This window comes from Pseudomonas sp. P65(2024), from assembly GCF_057480955.1.
Window position 1 is genome coordinate 238,702 of sequence record NZ_JBLIYX010000003.1, and the last position, 22,394, is coordinate 261,095.

A 22,394-nucleotide genomic window follows, 5' to 3' on the forward strand; every position below is an offset into this window, starting at 1 on the left:
CAAGGCCTTGGGTCATGAAAAAACTACTCCCCACTTCGACTGCCGGCAGCCTGCCCAAACCGTCCTGGCTGGCACAGCCGGAAACCCTCTGGTCGCCCTGGAAGCTGCAAGACGAGGCGCTGATCGAGGGCAAGCAGGATGCGTTGCGTCTGTCGCTGCAAGAACAGCAACATGCCGGTATCGACATCGTCAGCGACGGTGAGCAAACTCGCCAGCACTTCGTCACCACCTTCATCGAACACCTCGACGGCGTTGATTTCGAGAAGCGCGAAACCGTGCGTATTCGTGATCGCTACGATGCCAGCGTGCCGACCGTAGTGGGTGCCGTTGCGCGCCGTAAGCCGGTGTTCGTCGAAGATGCCAAGTTCCTGCGTCAGCAAACCTCGCAGCCGATCAAATGGGCGCTGCCAGGCCCCATGACGATGATCGATACGCTGTATGACGCGCACTATAAAAGCCGCGAAAAGCTGGCCTGGGAATTCGCCAAGATCCTCAACGAGGAAGCCCGCGAGCTTGAGGCTGCCGGCGTTGACATCATCCAGTTCGACGAACCGGCCTTCAACGTGTTCTTCGACGAGGTGAACGACTGGGGCGTTGCCACCCTGGAGCGGGCCATCGAAGGCCTCAAGTGCGAAACGGCCGTGCACATCTGCTATGGCTATGGCATCAAGGCCAATACCGACTGGAAGAAGACCCTGGGTTCGGAGTGGCGCCAGTATGAGGAGGCGTTCCCCAAACTGCAGAAATCCAAGATCGATATCGTCTCGCTGGAGTGCCACAACTCCCACGTTCCGATGGAGCTGATCGATCTGATCCGCGGCAAGAAGGTGATGGTTGGAGCCATCGACGTGGCCAACCACGCCATCGAAACCCCGGAGGAAGTGGCCAATACCCTGCGTAAAGCGCTTCAGTTCGTGGATGCCGACAAGCTCTACCCGTGCACCAACTGCGGCATGGCGCCGTTGCCGCGTGCCGTGGCACGCGGCAAGTTGAATGCCTTGAGCGCAGGTGCAGAGGTCGTGCGACGAGAGCTCGCGAAGTAAGGCTGAGCGCGAGGTGGAAGGGGCGGGGCGCGCAGCTTCGGCCCTTTCCTATTGCTGACGGGTCGCACCCCATATCCAGGATCTACTATGTCGCTCTTCAGTACTGCCATCGAGCCACTGCGCTTTCGCGAAGCGCTCGGGCACTACGCCTCCGGCATCACGGTGATCACCTCGCACTGTGATGGCGAGCCGCTCGGCTTTACCTGCCAGTCGTTCTACAGCGTGTCGATGAACCCGCCGCTGGTGTCATTCAGCGTCATGTCCAATTCGGCCAGCTACCCCGGGATTCGCAAAGCCGGCCGCTTCGCGGTCAATATGCTGTCGGGTGAGCAGGTCGGGATTTCCAACCAGTTCGCACGGCGCGGCACGGACAAGTGGCAGGGCGTCGACTGGCAGGCCTCGCCGCTGGGCAACCCAATCATCGCAGGCAGCCTGCATTGGCTCGATTGCGAGATTCACGCCGAACACGCCGCCGGTGACCATCTGATCGTGATTGGCGAGGTGAAAGCGCTGAACTTGCAGGAAGCGGCGGCTGCCCAGCCATTGCTGTACTTCAAGGGGCAGTATTGCAACCTCGCCGAGTTCAGCCCGGCCTGAGCCTTGGCAATGGCCAGCACGGCCGAGGTCCAGCCACGCTCTGGGATTTACCGGCATGCCCACGCCACCCACTTCATGGATGGCACCGACGATGCGCTGGTCAGTGCCCTGGGCAGACAGTTGATTGGCGCGTATCAGGGGGGCGGCGGGGTGAATTTTGTCGCGCCTTCTTCGTCACCCGTGGATTGGACAGGTTCATCGGACGAGGAGGGCCCGTGCAGACTGATCACGTATTGAGCAGGCAGCCTCCCACCTGGCTGTTGCGCAGCTTGCTGGCCGCATCACTTGGACATGTAGTCGATCACTGCCTGGTAGTCCTCGGCGGTGCAGTCCATGCACAGGCCTCGCGCCGGCATGGCGGTGAAGCCGGTCTTCAGAGCAGGATGTAGTCACTGAACTGGCGGATACCTCCATGCTCGCCCTTGACCAGATGCACATAGCGTCCCGCCACCAGATCGACCGGCAGACAATCGTCGACGTCGAGCACCGCGTCGGTATGCGGCTTGAGCCAACCAGATGCCATGCGTTGCTTGCCCAGGCGCTTGGCCTCGGCCTTGTCGGTGGCCGCCACCAGCAGGTAGCGATGCGCTTCACCGAATACCTGCCGTTCATAGCCGCCCAGGTTCAGGAAGAACAGGCGCATGGTGTCGGGGCCCGGAGCCACCTGGCTCAGTTCGACGCGATAACCATCGACACCGGCAACTTCCAGCCAGGAGTCGATGTGCAGGCCGTTGGCGCTGCCGAACCAGGCTTCGCGCAATTGCGGATAGAGCTGTTCCAGCGTATCGGCCTGGGCGAAGACCACATCGTGGACTTCGATGTGGGCTCGAGGGTGACGACCGCCGAGCATGACGATGTAGAGCATGATCAATCCTTCAGGGCAGCAAAAAGCGCTGTGGTGTGAACACTACAACGCTGTTCGCCAAGCACGCAATCAGCGTAACGGTTGCCTGAACACTCCGTGCAGACGTCGCCAGGCCAGTACGACACCACTGCGCGCAATGACCAGGCCACTGATGCTCATGGCAACGAGCAGGCTTTCGCGTAGCAGTCGCCTGGCCAGCCGGCGTTGTCAATCCCAGCTATACAGCAGTTTGAACAAACAGCGGCCGAACCGTTGCGTGTGCGACTACCTCGCCGTTCGGCGTTTCGCCTGGGCACTTTGGGGCGCCTTTGGCGTGCTCATAATCACGCTTTGTGTGTTTGCAGCAAGTTTGCGTGAGGGCTATGCGTTGCTGACCTTGGCATTCGTGCCTGTCGATATTGCGGACTTGGCGATATTGCTAGTGACCTGATCGAGGTCTGGCGCTGTCCATCAAAATCTATACGGTTTCAGCGAAAAATTGTACAAGATGCTATTGTTGTACAGTATTTGCGTGCGATCGAGGTCATCATGGCGCACCGTACTCGTTGGACTTGCCTTTGTCTGTTACTGGTTATCTTCTCGGCGGGCGCGAGCTGGAGGGCCGAGCTGCCTGGTGCGCAACGGCTCGGGAGTGGTGAGTTTCTTCTCCATCTGGCTAGACCCACGCTCCAGGGGCCCGCAACTGCGCCTGCTTGGGCTGGCTAGCAACGACTGAGGAACATGAACATGTACAAAGTACTGTTGCTGGTTTCCTGCGTGCTTCTGGGCAGCTGCCGCAATGTCGTTGTCGAGCACTATGCCCAGGAGCAACCGAAACTCGACCTGGCTGCATTCTTCTCGCGACCGGTGCAGGCCTGGGGGATGTTCCAGAAGCGTTCCGGGGAAGTGGTCAAGCGCTTCCATGTGCGTATCGACAGCCGCCGCGAAGGTGAGCGGCTGATCCTCGACGAACATTTTCTCTATAGCGATGGCACGCGCCAGCAGCGTACCTGGACACTGGTGCCAGACGGCCCTGGTCGCTGGCGCGGAACAGCAGGAGATGTGATCGGCGAGGCGCGCGGTGAAGTGGCGGGTAACGCGTTGCGATGGCGTTACCAGCTGGACCTGCCAGTTGACGGGCGGCACTGGCAGGTAGACCTGGACGACTGGATGTACCTCATGGATGACGACACCCTGATCAACCGTTCAAGCATGAGCAAGCTGGGCGTCGAAATCGGCCAGATCACCCTGTTTTTCCGCCGCCAGCCAGAGGGCACACAATGAACCTGATAGCGCTTACCCAGCTGGTCTCGACCGGCGCAGCAAAGGAGCTTGAACTGCTGTCGCTGGAGGGTGGCTTCTACCTTCTGCGCGCCTTGACCGACGCCGGCCCCGTGACATTGAGCGATGCCCATGGGCAGCCCGTTCGCGTGCGTTCCACTACCGAGCTGCGGCAGCTGTTGGCCGACCTGCCACCCGTGCCTTGCATGCTGGTACAGCAGGTGGTGCATGATGAGATGTGCGGGCAACGTGACGGCCCCATTGCGCCGCTTCGCGTACCGGTCACGCTCACCAGCCAATGGTAGCCAGAACGATGCGCCTGGGCCTTGTGCTGGGTGACCAGCTGTCGTTCGACCTGGCGAGCCTGGCTGCCCTTGACCCCGCCCGCGATGCTGTTCTGATGGCGGAAGTGGAGGGTGAGGCTCGCTATGTGCCGCATCATCCGCTCAAGATCGTGCTCATCTTCAGTGCCATGCGGCACTTTGCCCAGACCCTGCGTGAGCGGGGTTGGCAGGTGCATTATGTCGAGCTCGATGCTGACGGCAACAGCGGCAGCATCGTTGGCGAGTTGCATCGCTGGCAAGAAGCCCTGGGCGCCACGCAAATTCACCTGACCGAGTGCGGGGAATGGCGCCTGGAGCAGGCTCTGCGTGATGCCGGATTGCCCCTCGTGTGGCATCGCGACACGCGTTTTCTGTGCTCCCGCGAAGCCTTTGCGCGCTGGGCCCACGAGCGTCGTCAGCTGCGTATGGAGCACTTCTACCGGGGCATGCGCAAGCGAAGCGGCCTGCTTATGCAGCCCGACGGCAGCCCGGCAGGTGGGGCCTGGAATTTTGATGGTGACAACCGCAAGCCCCTGCCTCGCCAGTTGCGTGGGCCGTTCGCTGCGCATTTCGCGCAGGACGGGATCACAGCAGCGGTGGTCGCCTTGGTACGACGGCGCTTCAGCGACCACTACGGGGACGTCGACGGCTTTGACTACCCCGTGACCCATGCCGAGGCAAAGCAGCTGTGGCAGCACTTTCTGGATTTTGGCCTGGCGGCTTTCGGCGACTACCAGGACGCGATGGCCGAGGGCGAGCCGTACCTGTTCCATGCGCGCATCAGTGCGGCGCTCAACATCGGGCTTCTGGATGTGCGATGTGTGTGTGAAGAGGTCGACAAGGCCTGGCGCGAGGGGCGGGTGCCGCTTAATGCAGCTGAAGGCTTCATTCGCCAGTTGATCGGCTGGCGCGAGTATGTGCGCGGTATCTATTGGCTGCGCATGCCTGAGTATGCCGGGCTCAATCACCTGGGCAACGACCGAGCGTTACCTGAATTCTATTGGACCGGGCGCACCCGCATGCGCTGCATGGAGCAAGCCATCGGGCAGACCCTGCGGTTGGGCTACGCGCACCATATCCAGCGGTTGATGGTGACCGGCAACTTCGCCTTGCTGGCGGGTATCGTGCCTACCGCGATTTGCGAGTGGTACCTGGCGGTATATATGGATGCCTTCGACTGGGTCGAGCTGCCCAACACGCTTGGCATGGTGATGCACGCCGACGGCGGCTACCTGGGGTCCAAGCCATACTGCGCCAGTGGTCGTTACATCCAGCGCATGTCCGATCATTGCCAGGCGTGCAGTTACAAGGTGAATCATGTGATCGAGGACGACGGCTGCCCGTTCAATGCCCTGTACTGGCATTTCCTCATCCGCCATCGCTCCTTGCTGTCGACGAACCCGCGTTTGGCTCTGGTCTATCGCAGCCTTGATGGCATGACTGCTAGTCGGCGCGACGCCGTGTGGCAGCGTGGCCAAGCACTGTTGGCGCAGCTTGATGCGCAGCAGCCGTTATGAAAAAGAGTCTTTTGCCCAGCAAGGTCTGCGTGGCATGTGATCGGCCGTTCAACTGGCGCAAGCGCTGGGCCCGCTGTTGGGACCAAGTGCGCTACTGTTCAGAGCGATGCCGCAGGTCAGCGCCGCGCCGCGAGGCGCGCGAGCAGTGGCATGGCCAAGGCCCATATCGGCATCAGTAGCAGGCCGGTTTGCAGCGCGCCAAGCGGCAGGGCGACATCCGCAAACCTTGCGCCGCCTACGTAGGCCAACGGGCCACCCCGTGCACCCATCCCTCTTGAAGCGCGCATCGTGGCGCTGTGCAATGTGTATGACGCCTTGTGCATGCCCCATCCCTACAAACCCAGGTAGAGCCGCGCCCAAGCCTTCCTCCTGGAGCAGTCAGGGCAGCATTTTGATCCGCATTTGGTCCAGGTCATCCAAGGATGCTTCGAGCAAATCGAGCAGTATTTCGAATCATCCAAAACGGCACAGGGCCTTCGCCTACAAAGGTGGGTGTTTGTGGCAGTTAGCCGTCAGGCCGAATTCACCTGAAGTCGAAAACGTCACTTCAGATTCTATTCAGATTCGACCCCGATAATCCCCCCGTCGAACCCAATCGGGGGGAGTTTCATGACCGAATCTCAATGGAGCAGTCTGCTCCCGCTACCCATCGGTAGCCATGCCGACCACCGCGCGCAGCTTTCGCTTTGTCTGGAGGGAGATGCTTCACGTGCGGATCTTGAGCAATTCATCCACGCGTGCTTCGCCGCCGTGCATCAAGCGAATGTGCAGCATTACCTGCCAGAACTCCTGGCATTGCATGACAGCCACGGCCGCCTGATCGCCGCGGCCGGCATGCGCCCGGCCAGCCAGGGTCCAGTATTTCTCGAACGGTACCTGGACGTGCCTTTGGAAACCGCCGTTTCTCAAGTTGCGGGTATTTCATTGGATCGCACCTGCATAGTCGAGGTAGGAAACCTGGCCTCCCTCAGCGCTGGCAGTGCTCGCATCATGATCATCGCTGTCACGTGGTTGTTGGCCAACCGCGGCCTTGAGTGGGTCACGTTCACTGGGGCGGCGACACTGATAAACAGTTTTCAACGGCTTGGGCTTACGCCCTGCGTGTTGGCCGCCGCCGATCCCGATCGCCTACAGGGGCAGATGGATCAGTGGGGGACCTACTATGACCAACATCCGCAGGTGTTTGCCGGAAACATCGGCTATGGCTTCGACGCCCTGACCCGAGCCGGCGTGTTCCAAAGGCTGGGTTTTCCAGTGCTCGCCGAGGAGACTGGCCATGCCGCGTGAACTGGAGCGGTTTCAAGAGCTGCTGATGTCGTTCGCCCGAGATCATGCCGGTGCCGTGGCGGTGAAAGGTGATGCTCACAGCTACACATACCGGCAGTTACTCGGTGAGGTGGGACTGCGAGCCCATGTGCTGCACCGGCAACCTGCTGGGGCATTGGTGCTGGCCCTGGATAACGGCCCTGATCTGCTGTTCTGGGACCTGGCCGCCTTGTTCGCAGCGCGCCCCTGCGTGATCGTGCCGTCGTTCTTCAGCGCGACGCAGTTTGATCACTGCATTGCCCAGAGTGGTGCTTCAACCGTGCTTTGCACGACGCAGTGGGAGCCGCGACTGGTCAGTGAGGGGTTTGTTCAGGAAGGTGAGTTCTGGGTGCGCGAGCGGTTGGCCAGCGCCCGATTGCCTGATGGTACCGCCAAGATTACCTACACCTCTGGCAGCACCGGGCACCCTAAAGGTGTCTGCCTGAGCGCTGACGCCATGCTGCGGGTAGCACGGGAATTGGAGGCGGCAAGCCGGCCCACTGAACCGCAGCAGTACCTGGCCGTGCTGCCTTTGGGCGTATTGCTGGAGAACCTCGGCGTATATGCCGCACTGATGGCGGGTGCCTGCGTACAGCTCTATCCGCAGCATCAGTTGGGCATGGGCGGGGCAAGTCAGGTGGATTTCAAGCGACTGCTGGGCGCCATTGCCCTCAGTGGTGCGCAGAGCCTGATCCTCGTTCCGCAGTTGCTGATGGGGCTGGTCACGGCCATCGAGCGCGGGTTGATGCGCGTTGGCCCACTGCGTTTCGTGGCGGTGGGCGGTGCCCGGGTATCGCCAAGCCTGCTAGCCCGGGCCGAGGCGGTCGGGTTGCCGGTGTTCGAAGGCTACGGCTTGTCGGAGTGTGCCTCCGTGGTCGCATTGAATCGCCCTGGTGCCGTACGCCACGGCAGCGTCGGCCAGCCATTGCCCCATGTGCAAGTGCGTATTGCCGACGACGGCGAGGTGCTGGTGGCCGGCTCGACACTGCTTGGCTACCTTGAGGACGCCCCGGTGACCCAGTCCTGGTGGGCAACGGGCGACCTGGGCCACCTCGACGAAGAAGGCTATCTGTTCCTCGATGGACGCAAGAAACACCAGTTCATCACCAGCTTCGGGCGCAACGTCAACCCGGAGTGGGTAGAAGCCGAACTCACCCAGAGCGGCGTCATCGCCCAGGCATTCGTGCATGGCGAAGCCTTGCCGCACAACCTGGCTCTGCTTTGGCCTCTTGACCCTGCCGCCAGCGACGATGCCATCGAACAGGCCGTGCAGCAGTGCAACGCGCAGTTGCCCGACTACGCCCGGGTACATACCTGGCGGCGCTTGCCGGCCCCCTTCAGCACCCGTGACGAAACCCTGACTGCCAACGGCCGCCCGCGACGCGAGGCGATCCTGCAGCACTACCAAACCCTGTTATCCGACATCTCGTTGTGAGGCTACCCATGTCCTTTTTCGACACCCTGCAACTACAAACAACCCAAGAGCGTCAGGCGTTGTTCGCCGTGCCGGTGATCCGTGACGCCCTGGCCGGCCAGGTCAGCCTGGACAGTTACATTGCCTTCCTGACCCAGGCCTACCACCATGTCCGCCACACGGTTCCGCTGATGATGGCCTGTGGCGCGCGCTTGCCGTCGCGCCTGGAGTGGCTGCGCGGCGCGGTGTGCGAGTACATCGACGAGGAATACGGCCATGAGCAGTGGATCCTCAACGATATCAACGCCTGTGGTGGTGATTGGGAGGCGGTGCGTGATGGTCGGCCGGCGCGGTCGATCGAGCTGATGGTCGCCTACCTCTACGACCTGATCGCCCGTGGCAACCCGGTCGGGCTCTTCGGCATGGTCAACGTGCTCGAAGGCACCAGCATCGCCCTGGCCACCCAAGCGGCGGGCACGATCAAAACCACACTGAACCTGCCTGACAAGGCGTTCAGCTACCTGAGCTCCCATGGGGCGCTGGACCAGGACCACATGGTGACCTACAAGCAACTGATGGACCGCCTCGATGATGCCGCAGACCAACAGGCCGTCATCCATGCGGCGAAGGTCGTCTATCACTTGTACACCGAAATGTTCCAAGGCTTGCCGCGCGCGGGGCAGCGAGAGGTGCATCATGCGCTTGCCTGAGTCCGTGGTGATCCTCACCGGTGCCAGTGGCGGCATCGGCCTGGAGCTGGCCGAACAGTTGTGCGCTGCCGGTGCCCAGGTACTGGCTGTCAGTCGGCACATGGGCAAGCTGGCAGGCTTGATGAATCGCTACCCGGATCGCCTGCGTTGGCAGGAGGCCGACTTGCGCAGCCAGGCGGGGCGCGAACAGGTCGTGAGCCGAGCCCGCGAGATGGGCACTGTCAACGTGCTGATCAACGCGGCCGGCGTGAATCGCTTCGCCCTGCTCGACCAATTGGACGAGCACGCGCTCGACGAGCTGCTGGACATCAACCTCAAGGCACCGCTGCAGCTGACGCGCGCCTGCCTGCCGCTGCTGCGTGCTCAGCCCAAGGCACTGGTGGTCAATGTCGGGTCCACCTATGGCTCGATCGGCTATCCCGGCTACGCCACCTACTGCGCCAGCAAGTTCGCCCTGCGCGGCTTCTCCGAGGCACTGCGGCGCGAGCTGGCCGACACCACGGTCAACGTCTTGTATGCCGCCCCCCGGGCGACCCGTACCGGCATGAACAGCAGTGCTGCGACTGCGCTCAATCAAGCGCTTAAAGTCGGCATGGACGACCCGGCGGATGTTGCGCGCGCCGTTCTCGCGGCGGTGCAGTCCGAGCGCAGCGAACTTTACCTGGGGTGGCCGGAAAAGCTTTTCGTGCGCATCAACAGCATGTTGCCGGGCGTGGTCGACCGCGCACTGCGCAAGCAACTGCCCGTCATTCGGCGCTATATCGCTAACCACTCCAAGGAGTCGATCAAATGAAGCGTCTGTTCGTCGCCAGCTTGTTGGCATTCGCACCCTTGACCTGGGCATTGGACCAGGCAGGCACACAGCACCTGAGCGATCTGCAGCAGCACTGGGCGCAGATCCAGTACCAGGTACCCAAGGACAAACGTGCCGACGCCTTTGAAAAGCTCTCCGCTGACGCGGCGGCATTCGTTCATCAGTACCCCGGATCACCTGAGCCGTTGATCTGGCAAGGCATCATCGACAGCAGTTGGGCGGGCGCCACCGGTGGCCTCGGCGCACTGGGCAAGGTCAAGGCGGCGAAGGCCAGTCTTGAGCAGGCCATGAAACTGGACCCCAATGCCCTGCAGGGTTCGGCCTACACCAGTCTTGGCACTTTGTACGATCAGGTGCCCGGCTGGCCAATCGGTTTCGGCGACACCGACAAGGCTGACGCCCTGCTGCGCAAGGCGCTGCAAATCAACCCAAATGGTATCGACAGCAACTATTTCTGGGCCGATCATCTGTATCGACAAAAGCGCTACCCTGAGGCTACTGCTGCTCTGCAGAAAGCCTTGCAGGCCCCGGCCCGCCCAGGGCGTGAGTTGGCTGACCAGGGCCGGCGTGCCGATATCGATGTTTTAATGAAAGCGATCAAGGACAAACAGGACTGAACATGCGGCTGCTGCTGGTTGAGGACGACATCGCACTGGGAGAGGGCATCTGCGACGGCTTGCGCCAGGAAGGCTATACGCTCGACTGGTTGCGTGACGGCGTCAGTGGCTTGCATGCGCTGCAGCATGAAGCCTTCGACCTGGTGATCCTGGACCTTGGCCTGCCGCGCATGGATGGCCTGGAACTGCTGCGGCGGGTGCGCGCCGGCGGCGACAGCCTGCCGGTGCTGATCCTCACCGCGCGGGATGCGCTGGACGACCGCATTACCGGGCTTGATGCCGGTGCCGACGATTACCTGGTGAAACCTTTCGACCTCAACGAACTGAAGGCACGCTTGCGCGCCTTGCTGCGGCGCAGTGCGGGGCGAGCGAAGGTAGTGGTCGAGCATGCCGGGGTCAGCCTCGACCCTGCCACCCAGCAAGTGCACTACAACGGTGTCGAAGTGGTGCTGACCCCGAAGGAGTATGTGCTGTTACATGAACTGTTGGCGCAACCCGGCAAGGTATTCACCCGCGAGCGCCTGACCCAGCTGCTGTATGGCTGGGACGAAGAGCCCGAGAGCAATACGCTGGAGGTGAACATCTACCACCTGCGCAAGAAGCTGTTCAACGGGTTGATCCGAACGGTACGCGGCATCGGCTACCTCGTCGAGGCCAAGGCATGAGCTCGCTGCGCCAGCGCACACTGTGGCGGGTGATGTTGTTGCTGCTGCTCGGCACCGGTCTGCTGGCGCTCTACAACTACCACGATAGCCGCCGCGAAATTAACGAGGTGTATGACGCCCATCTCGCCCAGAACGCCCGCCTGCTGCAGGGTGTCATGAGCCTGCCGGTGCAGGACGGCTCGCGTGAGGCGCTGTACCAGGCCTTCAATGAGGCGTTGGGCAGGGCAGGGCGACATCAGGTGGGGCACCCTTACGAAAGCAAGCTGGCTTTTCAGGTCTGGCAGGTCGGCGGAGCCCTTCTGGTGCATACACCCAGCGCGCCAGCGTTCGATTCGCCACCGACGGTACCAGGCTTTTACGACTTCACCAGCGGCGGCGAACAATGGCGCGGTTTCGTCTTGCCGGTGCCGGAAAAACGCTGGGTGATCTGGGTCGGCGAGCGTGATGACGTACGCTACGACCTGATCGACCGTATTGTCCGCCATACCCTGTTCCCGTTCCTCCTGGGCAGCTTGGCATTGGCGCTGTTGGTCTGGGCGGCGATCGGCTGGGGGCTGCGGCCGTTACAGAACATGGCCAATGTCATCCGCGCGCGCCACGCCGACTCCCTTGAGCCATTGCAACTGGTGCCGCTTCCCTCGGAGCTTGAGCCGATGCAGGCCGCCATCAATCGCCTGTTGGCGCAGATCGAGGACCTTTTGCGGCGTGAGCATCGGTTCATTGCCGATGCCGCTCACGAAATGCGCACGCCGCTGGCCGTCCTGCGCCTGCATGCACAGAACGCGCTGGCCGCCAGCAACGACATGGAGCGGCAAAAAGCGCTGGGGTTCCTGATGGGCGGGGTCGACCGGCTGACCCGGGTGGTCAACCAGTTGCTGACACTCGCCCGCGTCGAGCCGAAACTGGGGCAGCGTGCCAGTACCTGCGTCGACCTGGCTGAGGTGGTTACCGAGACCTTGGCTGAGCTGACCCCGTGGATACTTGATCGCGGCCTGGAGCCCTCGCTGGAGATCGGTGAAGGCGACCATCACCTGGCGATCGATGCTGGCGCGTTGGGCATTGCGCTACAGAACCTGGTGTCCAACGCGGTTGAACATTCACCTCCGGCAGGCCGCATAACCGTATCACTCAGGCGTCTGGATGGCGCCTTGGAGCTAGTGGTCGAGGACGAGGGGCCAGGTATCGATGAAGCAAGCCTTTCTCGTGTATTCGAGCGCTTCTATAGCCGCAACAGCCCGAATGGCGCCGGCCTTGGTCTGTCGATCGTTGCGACCATCATCGATCGCCTGGGCGGGCAGGTCCGGTTGGAGAATCGAGCGGGCGGGGGACTGGCCGCCACCTTGCTGCTGCCAAGGGATTGAGTCCATCGGCACATGCGCTGGCCAAGTCCTGCCGATGACCTGCGGCGCAACGCAACGTTGATAGCTTCAGACTGCGCCGCCCGGGCTTGAACTGGCACTGAGCCTCGCCGCCGGTGCGGCGAGGCCAGGAGGGCAGCAGTTGTGCGACTGCCTGGCCATCCTTCTGGCGGCGTTGGTCTTGTGCACGATCAGGTACATCGGTGGGGACGGCATCGGGTAAACGCCCACCTGGCCGAGATGGGCCAAAATGCGACCCGCCGTCACAGTACCTGAGACTGAACGAAGGGTTGCGGCAGCGCCGTAACTTTGATGGCACGCACTGGCACGGCAAATTTGGCGCCGATTCGGGTGAAGCGTTCGAGCAGGTGAAAGTTGATGGCCTGTTGAATATCCATGTAGAGGTTATAGCCAGGGTCTCTCACGATATAGACGCATTCGAACTCCAGCGCCTCTTTGCCAAAGCCGCGCAAGTGAGCGCGGTCGAAACGCACCTGCTGCTGGGCCTTGATCGCCTCTTCGACGATGGCGGGCGCCTGTTTCACCGCCTCGGTGGGCGTGTCGTAGGACAAGCCGAACTCGAACACAATACGTCGTTCCTGCAAGCGCTTGTAGTTCTGGATGGTGCTGCTGATCATGCTGGCATTGGCCATGACGATCTGCTCACCGCCCAGGCTGCGGATGCGAGTAGTCTTCAGCCCAACATGTTCCACCGTGCCGGCCAGTGGGCCGATGACGATGAAATCACCGACTTCGAAGGGTTTGTCGACGGCAATCGACAATGAGGCGAACAGGTCACCCAGGATGTTCTGCACGGCCAGGGCCACGGCAATGCCGCCCACACCCAGGCTGGCCACGAAGGCGGTGATATTGACGCCGAGATTGGACAGCATGGCCAGCAACACTACCGACCACAGCAGCACCCGTGCCCCCCAGGCCGAAAGCGTGGCCAATGCACTGCCTTGATACAGGCCGTCGGCGCTGTGCCGGCTGAAGTAGCGTGTCAGCCCCAGCGCGATGGCGCGATTGACCCAGAGGCCGATCTGCAAGGCGGCGACCACGAACCACAAGCTACTGACCCGGCCCAACCAGCGCTCGGGCAGGTCCAGCATGCTCAAACCGACCAGCAGCGAAGCGAGCAGCAGCAGGCTGTTGCTGGTACCAGCCAGTACCTTGGCCAGCACCTGACTCATCGCCCCGTCATGTTCGGACCAGCGCTGCACCCGGCGCATCAACAGGCCGATGACAGCTCTGGCAATCACGAACGTCAGCACGGCAACGCACAGCGCTACCAACAGGTTGAGGATGGAAATGCCGAAGAATGTGGTGTCGGTGAACAGTTCGATGATTCGATCATTCATGGGGAGCCCACCTCCAGATGGCTCAAGGCAGGGCCGCAAGGCGGCCCCTGGGATTGCGCGGTGACGTGTGGGTTACTTGCCGTGGGTGGCTTTCAGCGCCCTGGCCTGTTCCAGATGGTGTTGCAGCGTTGGCAGCTTGTCGCTGGCAAAGGCCTTCAGCTCAGGCTTGTCGGAGGAGGCGGCCTCTTTCTTGAACAGTTCCACGGCCTTTTCGTGCGCGTCGACCTGGTTATTGACGTAGGACCGGTCGAACGACTCCTCGCGCCATTCGAGGATCATCTTCTTGACCTTGTCGGTCAGCGCCGCCTCGTCGGGCACGCTGATGTCCAGCTTGCGGGCGATATCACCGAGTTCCTGGTTGGCTTTGGTATGGTCTGTAACCATTTGCTGGGCGAATTGCTTGATGTCTGCGCTTTGGCTCTTTTCGTGCGCCAGGTTGCCGGTGACCACTTCGGCGATACCGGCTTCAGTGGCCGCATCGACGAAATCGTCCGAAGACGCTGCCTGTACCTGCAGCGAAGCCAGGCCCATCAACAGGGTTACCCCGGCGATTTTCAAGAATGGTTTGTTCATCTTTCACTCCTTCGCTTGGTGGCTGCGACCTCTATGCCGCAATCGGTTGAGCCGTAGGAGCAGGTGAAGGTTTAGTTTTTCTCGAATAACCGGCCACTGTGAGGGCGCAACCGGCGTTTTGGGCACCGCTCATCCACTATGTCGCAATCAGAACGAACTCACGGGTACCGTTCAGACTTGTCCAGCAGATGGCATGTAGAAGGAACTTTACCGATCTTGCGATCCTCCACCGGATGCGAGTGCTTCACCGAAATATTTCATGAACAGCCCGTTCAGAAAGGGGCAAGACCCTGACGGTGAATACATCACACTCCGGAGACCGCAAAATGAACAAATCCGACGATCAGCAGCAGAAAGGCCCCCATTCCTCCGATCATGCAACGACTGATCAGGACCTGGGATTCGATCCGGACTCTCCAGACCTGGACGACCCTCAAGTGGACCCCCAAGGCCCAGCGAAAGCGCCCAGGGATGTGGAAAAGAAACCGTGAGCTTGCCTACCCTGAATGTTTGCCTGAGCAGAACAGTAGGTTGAAGTGTTTGCTAGCCCACGGTTAGCAAGTGAACAAGCAAGGGCTTGGATCAACCGATCATTGAAGGCGGGTATATCATCCGGCATGCGGCGGGTGATCAGATTTCCGTCCACCACCTCTTCATCTACTTTCGCCAGGTGTGGACGTGGGACGTCTCGGACGGAGTGAGAAGTTCCATCGCACTACTTCAGCGGTAGGGTTGCTAACCGTCTGACCGTTGCGGTTGAACATTGCGCGGTGCTTGGGCTCTCACTTGCAGGGATAGAACGAGGCGGCCGTCATGAGCATCGAACGCAGCATTCCTGAACTTGAAGCCTGGTACGCGCAGTACGACGACATCAGCTACCGGCGCGAATCGCCGGACGCCTACCACCATGAACTGGTTCGCACCGCCGAGGCGCTAAGGGACGATGGTGCCATTGACTGGGATGACTGGTTGGCGCTGAAGGCACTGGCCGACGAGGCTCATATCCGGGCTCTGGAAGATGCCGTGCAGGCTCATGTGAGCGACCCTGACGCATGAGAGCGCTGAAGATCGCCACCTTCAATATCAATGGCATCCGCAGCCGCCTGCCCGCGCTGTTGGCCTGGCTGGAGCGGGAGCAGCCGGACATTGCCTGCTTGCAGGAACTAAAGGCGGCCGACCAGCAGTTTCCTCGCCAGGCCATCGAAGCGGCAGGTTATGGCTGCCTTTACCAGGGGCAACCCTCCTGGAACGGTGTGGCGATCCTGGCGCGCGATAGCGAGCCGCTGGAGGTACGTCGCGGGCTGCCCGGCATGCAGGACGATCAGCAGAGCCGCTATCTCGAAGCTGCGGCGCACGGTGTACTGGTGGGCTGCCTTTACCTGCCCAACGGCAACCCGCAACCCGGCCCGAAGTTCGATTACAAACTGCGCTGGTTCGAGTGCTTGATCAAGCATGCCCAAACACTGCATGTCAGCAGCCATCCTGCGGTATTAGCGGGGGACTTCAACGTTGTGCCCACCGATCTGGACATCTATAACCCGCGCTCATGGCTCAAGGACGCGCTGCTGCAACCTGAATCGCGGGCGTTATTCCAAGAATTGTTGGCCCAGGGCTGGGTCGATGCTGTTCGTCACCTTTATCCCGAGCAGCGCATTTACACGTTCTGGGACTATTTTCGCAATCACTGGGCGCGTAATGCCGGGCTTCGTATCGATCACCTGCTGCTCAACTCGGGTCTGAGCCCTTATTTGAAGCGGGCGGGCGTGGATGCCTGGGTGCGCAACGAAGCCAAGGCCAGTGATCATGCGCCGGTCTGGATCCAGTTGGGCGGGCGCCGCCAGCAACGCTAGGCTGTTCCCTGCAACGTGCGGGCAGCTTGCAGTTGTGTGTTTTTTCGCCACCCTCGCAGATTCATGGCACAGAGGCACAATTGCAGGATGATCAATGCCCAGGCTTCTGCTTGCCAGCCCCAGACGGCCCACAGAACGTTGCTTGCAAGAAAACAACAGAAACCTGCCTTCCTGCGCCCCGGACGGCGTGAACCGATGCACCAGGCTGCCAGCACGGTCATTACCATGGCGGGCCATTCAAGTAAGCCAATCCAATATTCCATGAAACCTTCCGACTGATGATGGGTAGCTGAAACTGATCACCTGCCAGCGTACTGAGCGCTGGCAGGTGATCGCTTGACTAAGCTGCTCGCTGCTCGCCCTTGAGCATCTTTTTCTGCATTTCCATGGTTTGCCCCAGCTCCTCGAGGGTGTCCTTGCTGAGCAGCTTCTTCGCGGTGGGGAAGAGTTCGCCTTCCTCTTCCTCGATGTGATGCTCCAACAACTCTTTCATGACCTTGACCCGCCCGGCGAATTCGACGGTGCCGGTTTCGGTATGCAGGAGGTCGGGTAGGACGAGGGAGTCGACAGTCCGGTGTTCTTCCTTGGCCTCGTAGTACATCTTCGCTTCTTCCTTGCCACCCGCTTGCTTGATGGCCGGGTAGAGTATTTCTTCCTCGAGCGTGGTGTGGATCCGCAACTCCTGCTCGATCCTGTGAAGTAACTCGGCCCGTTTCTTCACTGCGCGCTCGGTGGTGGTCGACAGTTCTTCGAGAAGTTTTTTCACCAGCTTGTGGTCTTGAATCAGTAAGTCGATAGCGTTCATTGGCGTTACCTCATCACGGATTGAGTCAAGAACTTGCTCGTGGTTGAGTACGCGCAGAGTGACAGGGTTCAATGCTTACGATGGCTGGCATCATCGCGTGTGCATGCGAAGCGATGGACGTAGCTTTACTGTTGCCAAAAGGCCTCACTTGGCAGGAATGATCGAAATCTTTCCATTGCGTTCGACGATGGCGAACTTGACCTGCTCAATGTTCTCGATGCCTTGGCTGTCCCGCGCTGACTCGAGGATATCGTCCTCCGTGAGGCGTACCCGGTGCATGCGGTGATGCAGAAAGCGCCCATTCTCGACAACCAGGGTAGCGTGCCCATCCAGAAACCTGGCCAAGGGCTTGGAGTTGAGCTTCGCGAGCGAAAGACCGACGTCCAGGACGATCAGCGTGGCAATCACCAGCATGGCATTGGTGAACGAAAAGTCCTCGCCCAGAAGCGCCTGCTGGGTGGCCTCCCCGATGATCAGCAGCAAGACGAAGTCAAAGGTCGTCAGGTCGGCCAGCGAGCGCCGCCCGGCTACGCGAAACAGCAGCATGAGGGGGACGTACATTCCGGCTGCGCGGAGGATCGAATCCATGACGCACCCCTAGGGGTAAAGGAATGTGGAGAAACGAACGGCGCTTTTGGGGCCAGCCCTGACGCTGCCCTCCAGAGTGCCTACGTGCTCACTTCGAAGGGTCAGGTACAAGGTGGCCACGCCATCTTGCCTTGTACCCAATTGGAACAGCATGGCCTGGCCATGTGACATCGACCGTTGCGGCTCCGGTTGTAACGTCTCGATACTGGCGTCACGAAGCAATGATCCTGCGAGTTGCACCTCTACCGGCTGACCAGGGGTACCCTGAACGGTGATGAAAAGGCTATCTGTCGTGCCGCTTCGGCTGAGGCGCTGATACTCAACCCGTACCCTGCCATCCTGGCTCACCACCTCGGCATCGCTCAACGGGCCATTACCGAACAGGCCTGCCAAGGCAAGCAGTACCATGGTCACGAGTACATACCACCCCACGCGCTCAAAGCGCCAGACGCGCTGCTGCATCGGCATGTCTTCTTGAACAGGGTGACGCCGGGATACCAGTTCATCTTCCGACATGATCACAGCCCTCAAGCGCGCTCACCGTGTAACCAGCGCTGGTGATAGTGGGAAACCTGGGTCAGACCGAACAGGGCGCCTTCGCGCATGACTTCAGATCGCTCGCCGAAGAACCGTCGAGTGCGCGTGAAAACGGCAATTGGATCGCCGGCGAAAGCCCACGCAAAGCACATCGTCCCCGGCGGTATTCCGGATTCGGGCGCCGGGCCGGCTACCCCGGTGGTGGCGATAACCACATTGGCATCGCTGTCTCGCAAGGCGCCCAAGGCCATTTCCCAGGCCACTGCTTCGCTGGTCAAGCCGTATCGTTCGATGGTTTCGGCGCTGACGCCCAGCAGGCGTTTCTTGGCGCTGGGTGAGTAGACGACGTAGCCGCTTTCCAGCACCTCTGCGGTACCCGGTACCGCCGCCAGCAAAGCCACCATGCAGCCCGCAGTGCACGATTCTGCTGTGGTCAAAATCAGTTTGTTGTTCTTGAGATAGCCGAGGGCGGCCAGTACAGGGTCGTTTGCCATTCCAGTGTCGACTCGCTTGTTTTGCGGTGGACGCGATCCTGGGGTATTTGGTTCATCGCATCTATTGCCCGGCTATCTCGAGAAGTGAGTGTGACGTGAACTTTGCCCGTGCTTCGGCTTCCCTAGTTCAAAGGCAATGGCAGGAGAGCAACATGAAGAAAGTGAGCGATAGGCAAAAGGAGTCTGCGCAGACGAGGCCGCATGGGGAAGAAGAGCGAGACAACGATGCTCATCGTCCGGATGGATCCACCGGTACATCACATGACTCGACAGCGCAAAAAACGGCCCGTGATCACGATCGGCACAAACACTGAATCTGCCCCGCAAAAGGGAGGCCCGCCAGCACGGCGAGCCTCTTGGCGCTAAAGTATCGGTTTGCCGCCAGTCACCGCGTAACGTGAGCCACTGATGTAACTGGCCTGGTCGGAGCCCAGCAGCACGTAGATCGGCGCGACTTCGACCGGCTGCCCCGGCCGCCCCATCGGGTAGCTGGAACCAAAGTTCTTGACGGCCTCGTCCGGCATGGTTGCCGGAATCAAAGGCGTCCAGATAGGGCCTGGCGCGACACTGTTGACCCTGATGCCTTTCTTGCCCAGCAACTGAGCCAAGCCAGCAGTGAAATTGGCAATGGCCCCCTTGGTCGTGGCATAGGCCAGCAGGCTGGGGGATGGATCGTCGGAGTTGACCGAGCTCGTATTGATGATCGAACTGCCCTTGGGCATGGAGGGTAGTGCCGCCTGGCAAATACGGAAGATGGCGGTGATATTGGTATCGAACGTTTTCACCCATTCATCATCGTCGATTTCCTCCAGGGTCTCATGGGACATCTGGAACGCCGCATTGTTGACCAGGATGTCGATACGCCCGAACTGGCGGACGGTCTTTTCGACGATGTCGTAGCAGTGCTGTTTCTGCGCCAAGTCTCCGGGTAACAGCAGGCATTGACGGCCCGCGGCCTCGACCCAGCGCGCGGTTTCTTGCGCGTCTTCATGCTCATTCAGGTAAGCGATGGCGACGTCTGCACCTTCACGGGCATAGGCGATCGCTACTGCCCGCCCGATGCCGCTGTCTGCTCCGGTGATGAGCGCGATCTTGCCTTCGAGTCGATTGTGACCGGTATACGACTGCTCACCACAATCCGGGTAGGGTTCCATTTTGCGCTGTGAGCCGGGGACATTTTGAGGCTGTGAAGGGAAGGGCGGGGTAGGGAAGTCTCGCATGGTAGAAGCTCCTGCAGTTGAGAACGTTCATACCGGTTCGAAAGGCCGGGCCCCGGCGTGTTGGTTTCAATCTGCGGTTGATACGACGAGCGGTGGGGATACCAATCCAATTGAATTTCACGCCCCATCGCCGTTCTACCGAGCTCAGCTCCAGGCGCATCTCGTCGTTCGGAGCCCAACTCCCGGAGTAGCAAGTGCCTCGAATCATTACCCCAACGACCCCTGAACACGAGATCAGCGAGCACAATGCCAGGATGTTTGGTTCTCCCAAGGAGCGTCTGGACTTTTACCGGCGTGAGATCCAGTACGAAACCAGCATCCTGGCCAACCGCACCGACGCCTACCTGGCGGCGCAGTCATTCCTGGTCATCGCCTTCGTCTCCTCCATGGGCAACCTAAATCAAGGATGGGGCGAGATGTTCACCCTGATCGTGCCCGCGTTCCTCGCCCTGCTCGGGGTATTGAGCTCGCTCAATGCCTGGCCTGGCATCCGTGCGGCCTACAACATCATCGATCATTGGCAGCTCAAGCAAAGCCATCTGCTGCGCAGCGAGCCGTTGATGGGGTTGGCTTACGACGAATCGCCGCTGTTCTGCGAGGCGGAAACCTCGCGTGCAGGCCATCGGAAATCACTGCTGTTCTCGCTGCGCACACCGTGGATCTTTCTGGTGTTCTGGGTGCTGCTGGGTAGCTACTCGGTGTACATCCAACTCGCCTGACAGTCCGCTGCATGGATTGGCTGCGCGTCGTCCTGCGAATCCGATGGAATTATCTCTTCCAGGAGTCGCTCAATAGCGTATGAACCAGGGAGCGGATCTTGTGCCAGCACTTCAATTGTACGTAATCGAGTATGACCTTCACGGTGACCATCGGACGTTCATCATCCGCCTGGAGAAAATGGACAACGCCGTGGCTTGGCACTGGGCCAGTTGCGATGCCGGCGTTGGCATCATCCCAAGATTCAGTCAGCAGAAAATCAAGTTGGTCAGTCGACCGATGGCCGAGCGCTACGGCATCGCCAAGGTGAAGTGGCGGCTCGCTGGCGATGGCCCTGAATTCGTGGCGCCACCTATCGACGTCAAAAAGTTTTCGGGCGTTGCTGGAGGTAGTTGAAGCCCAGCGCCCGATCCATCTGCCCACGGCCCAGGGTGCCCGCTGCAGCGCCTGGCACGAGGATGACCTTGCGACAGTCATCCTGCTTCTGATCGAACAACTTGTAGCCCATGGCTGCTTCTTCGAGGGCCAGGCGGTGAGTGACGATCAATTCCGGTTGTAGACGTCCTGCTTCGATGTGTTCCAGCAGTTCGGGCAGGTATTTCTGGACATGGGTCTGGCCCATCTTGAAGGTAAGGCCCTTGTCGAACGCGTCGCCGAACATGAATGCGTGAATGAAGCCCGCGTACACACCGGGGACACTCACGACGCCGCCACGCCGCACGGCTGCAATGCTCTGGCGCAATGCTTTGCCACTGCTGCCTTCAATCTTCAGGGCCGTCATCACCGTTTCGGCAGTGCTGCCCTTGGCCTCGAAACCGACCGCGTCGATCACCGCATCGACCCCGCGCATGCCGGGTGTCTGACGAATGATGCTGTCGGCTGGATCGTCGTCCTGCTCGAAATTGATCGGTATGACGCCGTAAGCCTCGCGGGCGTAGGCCAAGCGGTAATCATTGTCATCGACCATGAAGATGGTCTGAGCGCCGAGCATTCGCGCGCAGGCTGCGCTCAGCAAGCCCACTGGCCCGGCGCCGTAGACTGCCAACGTTGAACCCGGGCCAATCTCGGCATTGATGACCGCCTGCCAAGCGGTGGGCAGAATGTCCGAGAGGAACAGCACCTTGTCATCGGCCAGGTTTGTGGGCACTTTGAACGGGCCGACGTTACCCTTGGGTACCCTCACGTAATCCGCTTGGCCACCAGGGATTCCGCCATAGAGATGACTGTACCCGAACAGCGCGGCGCCCGGTGGAATGCCTTTCTTGTTGATGATCGAGCCACGACCTGTGTTGGTGGTTTCGCAGGCAGCGAACAGATCACGCTGACAGAAAAAGCAGTGGCCGCAAGCGATCACGAAGGGAATCACAACCCGATCGCCGATCTGGAGATTGGTGACGGCACGCCCTGTGTCTTCGATGATGCCCATGAATTCATGGCCAAAGATATCGCCCGCTTCGGTTTCTGGAATTTTTCCTCGGTAGAGGTGCAGGTCGGAACCGCAAATGGCCGTAGCGGTGACCCTGAGGATGATGTCGTCTTCTTGCTCGATGATGGGATCAGGGACGTTATCGACTCTGACGTCGTTTGCTCCGTGGTAGGTCAGTGCTCTCATGAAAGTCAGCTCCTGCAGCCGCGTGTTTGCGTTATCGGTATGCAGGGGAAGCCATGGCGGACAGTAAAGTTCAGACCAACAAGTCTGGCGGTACTGATTTGCTGCAGCCCCGAAAATTGGCGGAACCATTCAGATCATGCTGGTATCTG

The 22,394-nt window shown here is 60.5% G+C and carries 29 protein-coding genes and 3 pseudogenes; 19 read left to right on the forward strand and 13 right to left on the reverse strand.

What is annotated here, in order from left to right; genetic code table 11:
- Positions 1 to 14: 14 nt before the first annotated feature.
- Complete coding sequence (locus tag AC25MA_RS06465) at positions 15 to 1,043, forward strand: methionine synthase (protein WP_028689309.1); 1,029 nt, start codon at positions 15 to 17, stop codon at positions 1,041 to 1,043.
- An 87-nt stretch (positions 1,044 to 1,130) separates the two neighbouring features.
- On the forward strand, positions 1,131 to 1,640 hold the full coding sequence (locus tag AC25MA_RS06470) for a flavin reductase family protein (protein ID WP_486971889.1): 510 nt from the start codon (positions 1,131 to 1,133) through the stop codon (positions 1,638 to 1,640).
- Between the two features lie 281 nt (positions 1,641 to 1,921).
- On the opposite strand, the pseudogene AC25MA_RS06475 reads toward AC25MA_RS06470, so the two are convergent.
- Positions 1,922 to 2,008, reverse strand: a pseudogene (locus tag AC25MA_RS06475) (c-type cytochrome); the annotation flags it as partial.
- A gap of 5 nt (positions 2,009 to 2,013) precedes the next feature.
- Complete coding sequence (locus AC25MA_RS06480; protein WP_062364396.1) at positions 2,014 to 2,505, reverse strand: DUF1543 domain-containing protein; 492 nt, start codon at positions 2,503 to 2,505, stop codon at positions 2,014 to 2,016.
- Here AC25MA_RS06480 and AC25MA_RS06485 point away from each other — a divergent pair.
- The 5 genes from AC25MA_RS06485 (at position 2,504) to AC25MA_RS06505 (ending at position 5,784) form a co-directional block, all read left to right on the forward strand.
- Positions 2,504 to 2,935 (forward strand): hypothetical protein, encoded by a 432-nt coding sequence (locus AC25MA_RS06485; RefSeq protein WP_158510002.1) that lies wholly within the window; start codon positions 2,504 to 2,506, stop codon positions 2,933 to 2,935. The two genes, AC25MA_RS06480 and AC25MA_RS06485, sit on opposite strands and share 2 nt — an antisense overlap.
- 296 nt (positions 2,936 to 3,231) lie before the next feature.
- Positions 3,232 to 3,768 (forward strand): DUF3833 domain-containing protein, encoded by a 537-nt coding sequence (locus AC25MA_RS06490; protein WP_062573730.1) that lies wholly within the window; start codon positions 3,232 to 3,234, stop codon positions 3,766 to 3,768.
- Positions 3,765 to 4,070 (forward strand): DUF6482 family protein, encoded by a 306-nt coding sequence (locus AC25MA_RS06495; protein ID WP_028689314.1) that lies wholly within the window; start codon positions 3,765 to 3,767, stop codon positions 4,068 to 4,070. The genes AC25MA_RS06490 and AC25MA_RS06495 overlap by 4 nt, the downstream gene beginning before the upstream one ends.
- An 8-nt stretch (positions 4,071 to 4,078) precedes the next feature.
- Positions 4,079 to 5,605: a cryptochrome/photolyase family protein gene (locus tag AC25MA_RS06500; protein ID WP_232853337.1), complete on the forward strand. Its 1,527-nt coding sequence runs from the start codon at positions 4,079 to 4,081 to the stop codon at positions 5,603 to 5,605.
- On the forward strand, positions 5,602 to 5,784 hold the full coding sequence (locus AC25MA_RS06505) for a DUF2256 domain-containing protein (RefSeq protein WP_083242113.1): 183 nt from the start codon (positions 5,602 to 5,604) through the stop codon (positions 5,782 to 5,784). Before AC25MA_RS06500 ends, AC25MA_RS06505 begins: the two co-directional genes overlap by 4 nt.
- Here AC25MA_RS06505 and AC25MA_RS06510 read toward each other — a convergent pair.
- Positions 5,722 to 5,874: pseudogene (locus AC25MA_RS06510) on the reverse strand (DUF2878 family protein); the annotation flags it as partial. The gene AC25MA_RS06505 and the pseudogene AC25MA_RS06510 sit on opposite strands and share 63 nt — an antisense overlap.
- A gap of 340 nt (positions 5,875 to 6,214) precedes the next feature.
- Here AC25MA_RS06510 and AC25MA_RS06515 point away from each other — a divergent pair.
- From AC25MA_RS06515 to AC25MA_RS06545, 7 genes are read left to right on the forward strand one after another with little or no spacing between them, the layout of a single operon-like run.
- Complete coding sequence (locus AC25MA_RS06515) at positions 6,215 to 6,892, forward strand: thermostable hemolysin (RefSeq protein ID WP_069017771.1); 678 nt, start codon at positions 6,215 to 6,217, stop codon at positions 6,890 to 6,892.
- A complete protein-coding gene (locus AC25MA_RS06520) occupies positions 6,882 to 8,345 on the forward strand; it encodes an AMP-binding protein (protein WP_088852123.1) in 1,464 nt (487 codons plus the stop codon). The genes AC25MA_RS06515 and AC25MA_RS06520 overlap by 11 nt, the downstream gene beginning before the upstream one ends.
- Positions 8,346 to 8,353: 8 nt before the next feature.
- Positions 8,354 to 9,034 carry an iron-containing redox enzyme family protein gene (locus AC25MA_RS06525; RefSeq protein WP_062364386.1) on the forward strand — a complete coding sequence of 227 codons (681 nt, stop codon included), beginning with the start codon at positions 8,354 to 8,356 and terminating at the stop codon, positions 9,032 to 9,034.
- Positions 9,021 to 9,827: an SDR family oxidoreductase gene (locus AC25MA_RS06530; RefSeq protein ID WP_028689320.1), complete on the forward strand. Its 807-nt coding sequence runs from the start codon at positions 9,021 to 9,023 to the stop codon at positions 9,825 to 9,827. Before AC25MA_RS06525 ends, AC25MA_RS06530 begins: the two co-directional genes overlap by 14 nt.
- Complete coding sequence (locus AC25MA_RS06535; RefSeq protein WP_028689321.1) at positions 9,824 to 10,465, forward strand: tetratricopeptide repeat protein; 642 nt, start codon at positions 9,824 to 9,826, stop codon at positions 10,463 to 10,465. Before AC25MA_RS06530 ends, AC25MA_RS06535 begins: the two co-directional genes overlap by 4 nt.
- A 2-nt stretch (positions 10,466 to 10,467) precedes the next feature.
- Positions 10,468 to 11,130: a response regulator gene (locus tag AC25MA_RS06540; RefSeq protein WP_050705370.1), complete on the forward strand. Its 663-nt coding sequence runs from the start codon at positions 10,468 to 10,470 to the stop codon at positions 11,128 to 11,130.
- Positions 11,127 to 12,491, forward strand: a complete 1,365-nt coding sequence (locus AC25MA_RS06545; protein WP_028689323.1) for a sensor histidine kinase — start codon at positions 11,127 to 11,129, stop codon at positions 12,489 to 12,491. Before AC25MA_RS06540 ends, AC25MA_RS06545 begins: the two co-directional genes overlap by 4 nt.
- Positions 12,492 to 12,751: 260 nt before the next feature.
- Here the strand turns inward: AC25MA_RS06545 and AC25MA_RS06550 are convergent, their stop codons facing one another.
- Positions 12,752 to 13,849, reverse strand: a complete 1,098-nt coding sequence (locus AC25MA_RS06550; protein WP_028689324.1) for a mechanosensitive ion channel family protein — start codon at positions 13,847 to 13,849, stop codon at positions 12,752 to 12,754.
- Positions 13,850 to 13,921: 72 nt separating this feature from the next.
- The gene (locus AC25MA_RS06555) at positions 13,922 to 14,422 is read right to left on the reverse strand and encodes a DUF4142 domain-containing protein (RefSeq protein ID WP_028689325.1); all 501 of its coding nucleotides are present in this window, start codon (positions 14,420 to 14,422) and stop codon (positions 13,922 to 13,924) included.
- Between the two features lie 326 nt (positions 14,423 to 14,748).
- Here AC25MA_RS06555 and AC25MA_RS06560 point away from each other — a divergent pair, with 326 nt between their 5' ends.
- On the forward strand, positions 14,749 to 14,913 hold the full coding sequence (locus AC25MA_RS06560) for a DUF6021 family protein (protein WP_167388388.1): 165 nt from the start codon (positions 14,749 to 14,751) through the stop codon (positions 14,911 to 14,913).
- 77 nt (positions 14,914 to 14,990) lie between these two features.
- Here AC25MA_RS06560 and AC25MA_RS06565 read toward each other — a convergent pair.
- A pseudogene (locus tag AC25MA_RS06565) lies at positions 14,991 to 15,083 on the reverse strand (protease); the annotation flags it as partial.
- A gap of 152 nt (positions 15,084 to 15,235) precedes the next feature.
- On the opposite strand from AC25MA_RS06565, the gene AC25MA_RS06570 reads away from it, so the two are divergent.
- Together AC25MA_RS06570 and xth are read left to right on the forward strand one after the other, a co-directional pair.
- Positions 15,236 to 15,478: a hypothetical protein gene (locus tag AC25MA_RS06570; protein WP_016486338.1), complete on the forward strand. Its 243-nt coding sequence runs from the start codon at positions 15,236 to 15,238 to the stop codon at positions 15,476 to 15,478.
- Positions 15,475 to 16,272: an exodeoxyribonuclease III gene (gene xth, locus AC25MA_RS06575; protein ID WP_050705374.1), complete on the forward strand. Its 798-nt coding sequence runs from the start codon at positions 15,475 to 15,477 to the stop codon at positions 16,270 to 16,272. Before AC25MA_RS06570 ends, xth begins: the two co-directional genes overlap by 4 nt.
- On the opposite strand, the gene AC25MA_RS06580 is transcribed toward xth, so the two are convergent.
- The 6 genes from AC25MA_RS06580 to AC25MA_RS06605 form a co-directional block, all read right to left on the reverse strand.
- Positions 16,269 to 16,535: a hypothetical protein gene (locus AC25MA_RS06580; protein WP_081791533.1), complete on the reverse strand. Its 267-nt coding sequence runs from the start codon at positions 16,533 to 16,535 to the stop codon at positions 16,269 to 16,271. The genes xth and AC25MA_RS06580 overlap by 4 nt on opposite strands.
- Positions 16,536 to 16,612: 77 nt before the next feature.
- A complete protein-coding gene (locus AC25MA_RS06585) occupies positions 16,613 to 17,077 on the reverse strand; it encodes a PA2171 family ribosome-binding persister protein (protein ID WP_028689328.1) in 465 nt (154 codons plus the stop codon).
- A 144-nt stretch (positions 17,078 to 17,221) separates the two neighbouring features.
- Complete coding sequence (locus tag AC25MA_RS06590) at positions 17,222 to 17,665, reverse strand: DUF421 domain-containing protein (RefSeq protein ID WP_486971890.1); 444 nt, start codon at positions 17,663 to 17,665, stop codon at positions 17,222 to 17,224.
- 9 nt (positions 17,666 to 17,674) lie between these two features.
- Positions 17,675 to 18,181: a hypothetical protein gene (locus AC25MA_RS06595; RefSeq protein WP_062364484.1), complete on the reverse strand. Its 507-nt coding sequence runs from the start codon at positions 18,179 to 18,181 to the stop codon at positions 17,675 to 17,677.
- 11 nt (positions 18,182 to 18,192) lie between these two features.
- Positions 18,193 to 18,696: a CinA family protein gene (locus AC25MA_RS06600; RefSeq protein WP_028689331.1), complete on the reverse strand. Its 504-nt coding sequence runs from the start codon at positions 18,694 to 18,696 to the stop codon at positions 18,193 to 18,195.
- Between the two features lie 362 nt (positions 18,697 to 19,058).
- Positions 19,059 to 19,916 (reverse strand): SDR family oxidoreductase, encoded by an 858-nt coding sequence (locus tag AC25MA_RS06605; protein WP_028689332.1) that lies wholly within the window; start codon positions 19,914 to 19,916, stop codon positions 19,059 to 19,061.
- A gap of 194 nt (positions 19,917 to 20,110) precedes the next feature.
- Here AC25MA_RS06605 and AC25MA_RS06610 point away from each other — a divergent pair, with 194 nt between their 5' ends.
- On the forward strand, positions 20,111 to 20,635 hold the full coding sequence (locus AC25MA_RS06610; RefSeq protein WP_016486361.1) for a hypothetical protein: 525 nt from the start codon (positions 20,111 to 20,113) through the stop codon (positions 20,633 to 20,635).
- Positions 20,636 to 20,714: 79 nt separating this feature from the next.
- Positions 20,715 to 21,029, forward strand: a complete 315-nt coding sequence (locus tag AC25MA_RS06615; RefSeq protein ID WP_028689333.1) for a DUF6555 family protein — start codon at positions 20,715 to 20,717, stop codon at positions 21,027 to 21,029.
- On the opposite strand, the gene AC25MA_RS06620 is transcribed toward AC25MA_RS06615, so the two are convergent.
- Positions 20,995 to 22,245, reverse strand: a complete 1,251-nt coding sequence (locus tag AC25MA_RS06620; protein WP_241411027.1) for a zinc-dependent alcohol dehydrogenase — start codon at positions 22,243 to 22,245, stop codon at positions 20,995 to 20,997. The two genes, AC25MA_RS06615 and AC25MA_RS06620, sit on opposite strands and share 35 nt — an antisense overlap.
- Between the last annotated feature and the right edge of the window lie 149 nt (positions 22,246 to 22,394).

What these genes read in the sequence shown, in the direction of transcription:
- AC25MA_RS06465 (WP_028689309.1), top strand. Translation starts at nt 15, where the DNA reads ATGAAAAAACTACTCCCCACTTCGACTGCCGGCAGCCTGCCCAAACCG.
- AC25MA_RS06470 (WP_486971889.1), top strand. Translation starts at nt 1,131, where the DNA reads ATGTCGCTCTTCAGTACTGCCATCGAGCCACTGCGCTTTCGCGAAGCG.
- AC25MA_RS06485 (WP_158510002.1), top strand. Translation starts at nt 2,504, where the DNA reads ATGATCAATCCTTCAGGGCAGCAAAAAGCGCTGTGGTGTGAACACTAC.
- AC25MA_RS06480 (WP_062364396.1), bottom strand. Translation starts at nt 2,505, where the DNA reads ATGCTCTACATCGTCATGCTCGGCGGTCGTCACCCTCGAGCCCACATC.
- AC25MA_RS06490 (WP_062573730.1), top strand. Translation starts at nt 3,232, where the DNA reads ATGTACAAAGTACTGTTGCTGGTTTCCTGCGTGCTTCTGGGCAGCTGC.
- AC25MA_RS06495 (WP_028689314.1), top strand. Translation starts at nt 3,765, where the DNA reads ATGAACCTGATAGCGCTTACCCAGCTGGTCTCGACCGGCGCAGCAAAG.
- AC25MA_RS06500 (WP_232853337.1), top strand. Translation starts at nt 4,079, where the DNA reads ATGCGCCTGGGCCTTGTGCTGGGTGACCAGCTGTCGTTCGACCTGGCG.
- AC25MA_RS06505 (WP_083242113.1), top strand. Translation starts at nt 5,602, where the DNA reads ATGAAAAAGAGTCTTTTGCCCAGCAAGGTCTGCGTGGCATGTGATCGG.
- AC25MA_RS06515 (WP_069017771.1), top strand. Translation starts at nt 6,215, where the DNA reads ATGACCGAATCTCAATGGAGCAGTCTGCTCCCGCTACCCATCGGTAGC.
- AC25MA_RS06520 (WP_088852123.1), top strand. Translation starts at nt 6,882, where the DNA reads ATGCCGCGTGAACTGGAGCGGTTTCAAGAGCTGCTGATGTCGTTCGCC.
- AC25MA_RS06525 (WP_062364386.1), top strand. Translation starts at nt 8,354, where the DNA reads ATGTCCTTTTTCGACACCCTGCAACTACAAACAACCCAAGAGCGTCAG.
- AC25MA_RS06530 (WP_028689320.1), top strand. Translation starts at nt 9,021, where the DNA reads ATGCGCTTGCCTGAGTCCGTGGTGATCCTCACCGGTGCCAGTGGCGGC.
- AC25MA_RS06535 (WP_028689321.1), top strand. Translation starts at nt 9,824, where the DNA reads ATGAAGCGTCTGTTCGTCGCCAGCTTGTTGGCATTCGCACCCTTGACC.
- AC25MA_RS06540 (WP_050705370.1), top strand. Translation starts at nt 10,468, where the DNA reads ATGCGGCTGCTGCTGGTTGAGGACGACATCGCACTGGGAGAGGGCATC.
- AC25MA_RS06545 (WP_028689323.1), top strand. Translation starts at nt 11,127, where the DNA reads ATGAGCTCGCTGCGCCAGCGCACACTGTGGCGGGTGATGTTGTTGCTG.
- AC25MA_RS06550 (WP_028689324.1), bottom strand. Translation starts at nt 13,849, where the DNA reads ATGAATGATCGAATCATCGAACTGTTCACCGACACCACATTCTTCGGC.
- AC25MA_RS06555 (WP_028689325.1), bottom strand. Translation starts at nt 14,422, where the DNA reads ATGAACAAACCATTCTTGAAAATCGCCGGGGTAACCCTGTTGATGGGC.
- AC25MA_RS06560 (WP_167388388.1), top strand. Translation starts at nt 14,749, where the DNA reads ATGAACAAATCCGACGATCAGCAGCAGAAAGGCCCCCATTCCTCCGAT.
- AC25MA_RS06570 (WP_016486338.1), top strand. Translation starts at nt 15,236, where the DNA reads ATGAGCATCGAACGCAGCATTCCTGAACTTGAAGCCTGGTACGCGCAG.
- xth (WP_050705374.1), top strand. Translation starts at nt 15,475, where the DNA reads ATGAGAGCGCTGAAGATCGCCACCTTCAATATCAATGGCATCCGCAGC.
- AC25MA_RS06580 (WP_081791533.1), bottom strand. Translation starts at nt 16,535, where the DNA reads ATGGAATATTGGATTGGCTTACTTGAATGGCCCGCCATGGTAATGACC.
- AC25MA_RS06585 (WP_028689328.1), bottom strand. Translation starts at nt 17,077, where the DNA reads ATGAACGCTATCGACTTACTGATTCAAGACCACAAGCTGGTGAAAAAA.
- AC25MA_RS06590 (WP_486971890.1), bottom strand. Translation starts at nt 17,665, where the DNA reads ATGGATTCGATCCTCCGCGCAGCCGGAATGTACGTCCCCCTCATGCTG.
- AC25MA_RS06595 (WP_062364484.1), bottom strand. Translation starts at nt 18,181, where the DNA reads ATGTCGGAAGATGAACTGGTATCCCGGCGTCACCCTGTTCAAGAAGAC.
- AC25MA_RS06600 (WP_028689331.1), bottom strand. Translation starts at nt 18,696, where the DNA reads ATGGCAAACGACCCTGTACTGGCCGCCCTCGGCTATCTCAAGAACAAC.
- AC25MA_RS06605 (WP_028689332.1), bottom strand. Translation starts at nt 19,916, where the DNA reads ATGCGAGACTTCCCTACCCCGCCCTTCCCTTCACAGCCTCAAAATGTC.
- AC25MA_RS06615 (WP_028689333.1), top strand. Translation starts at nt 20,715, where the DNA reads ATGAACCAGGGAGCGGATCTTGTGCCAGCACTTCAATTGTACGTAATC.
- AC25MA_RS06620 (WP_241411027.1), bottom strand. Translation starts at nt 22,245, where the DNA reads ATGAGAGCACTGACCTACCACGGAGCAAACGACGTCAGAGTCGATAAC.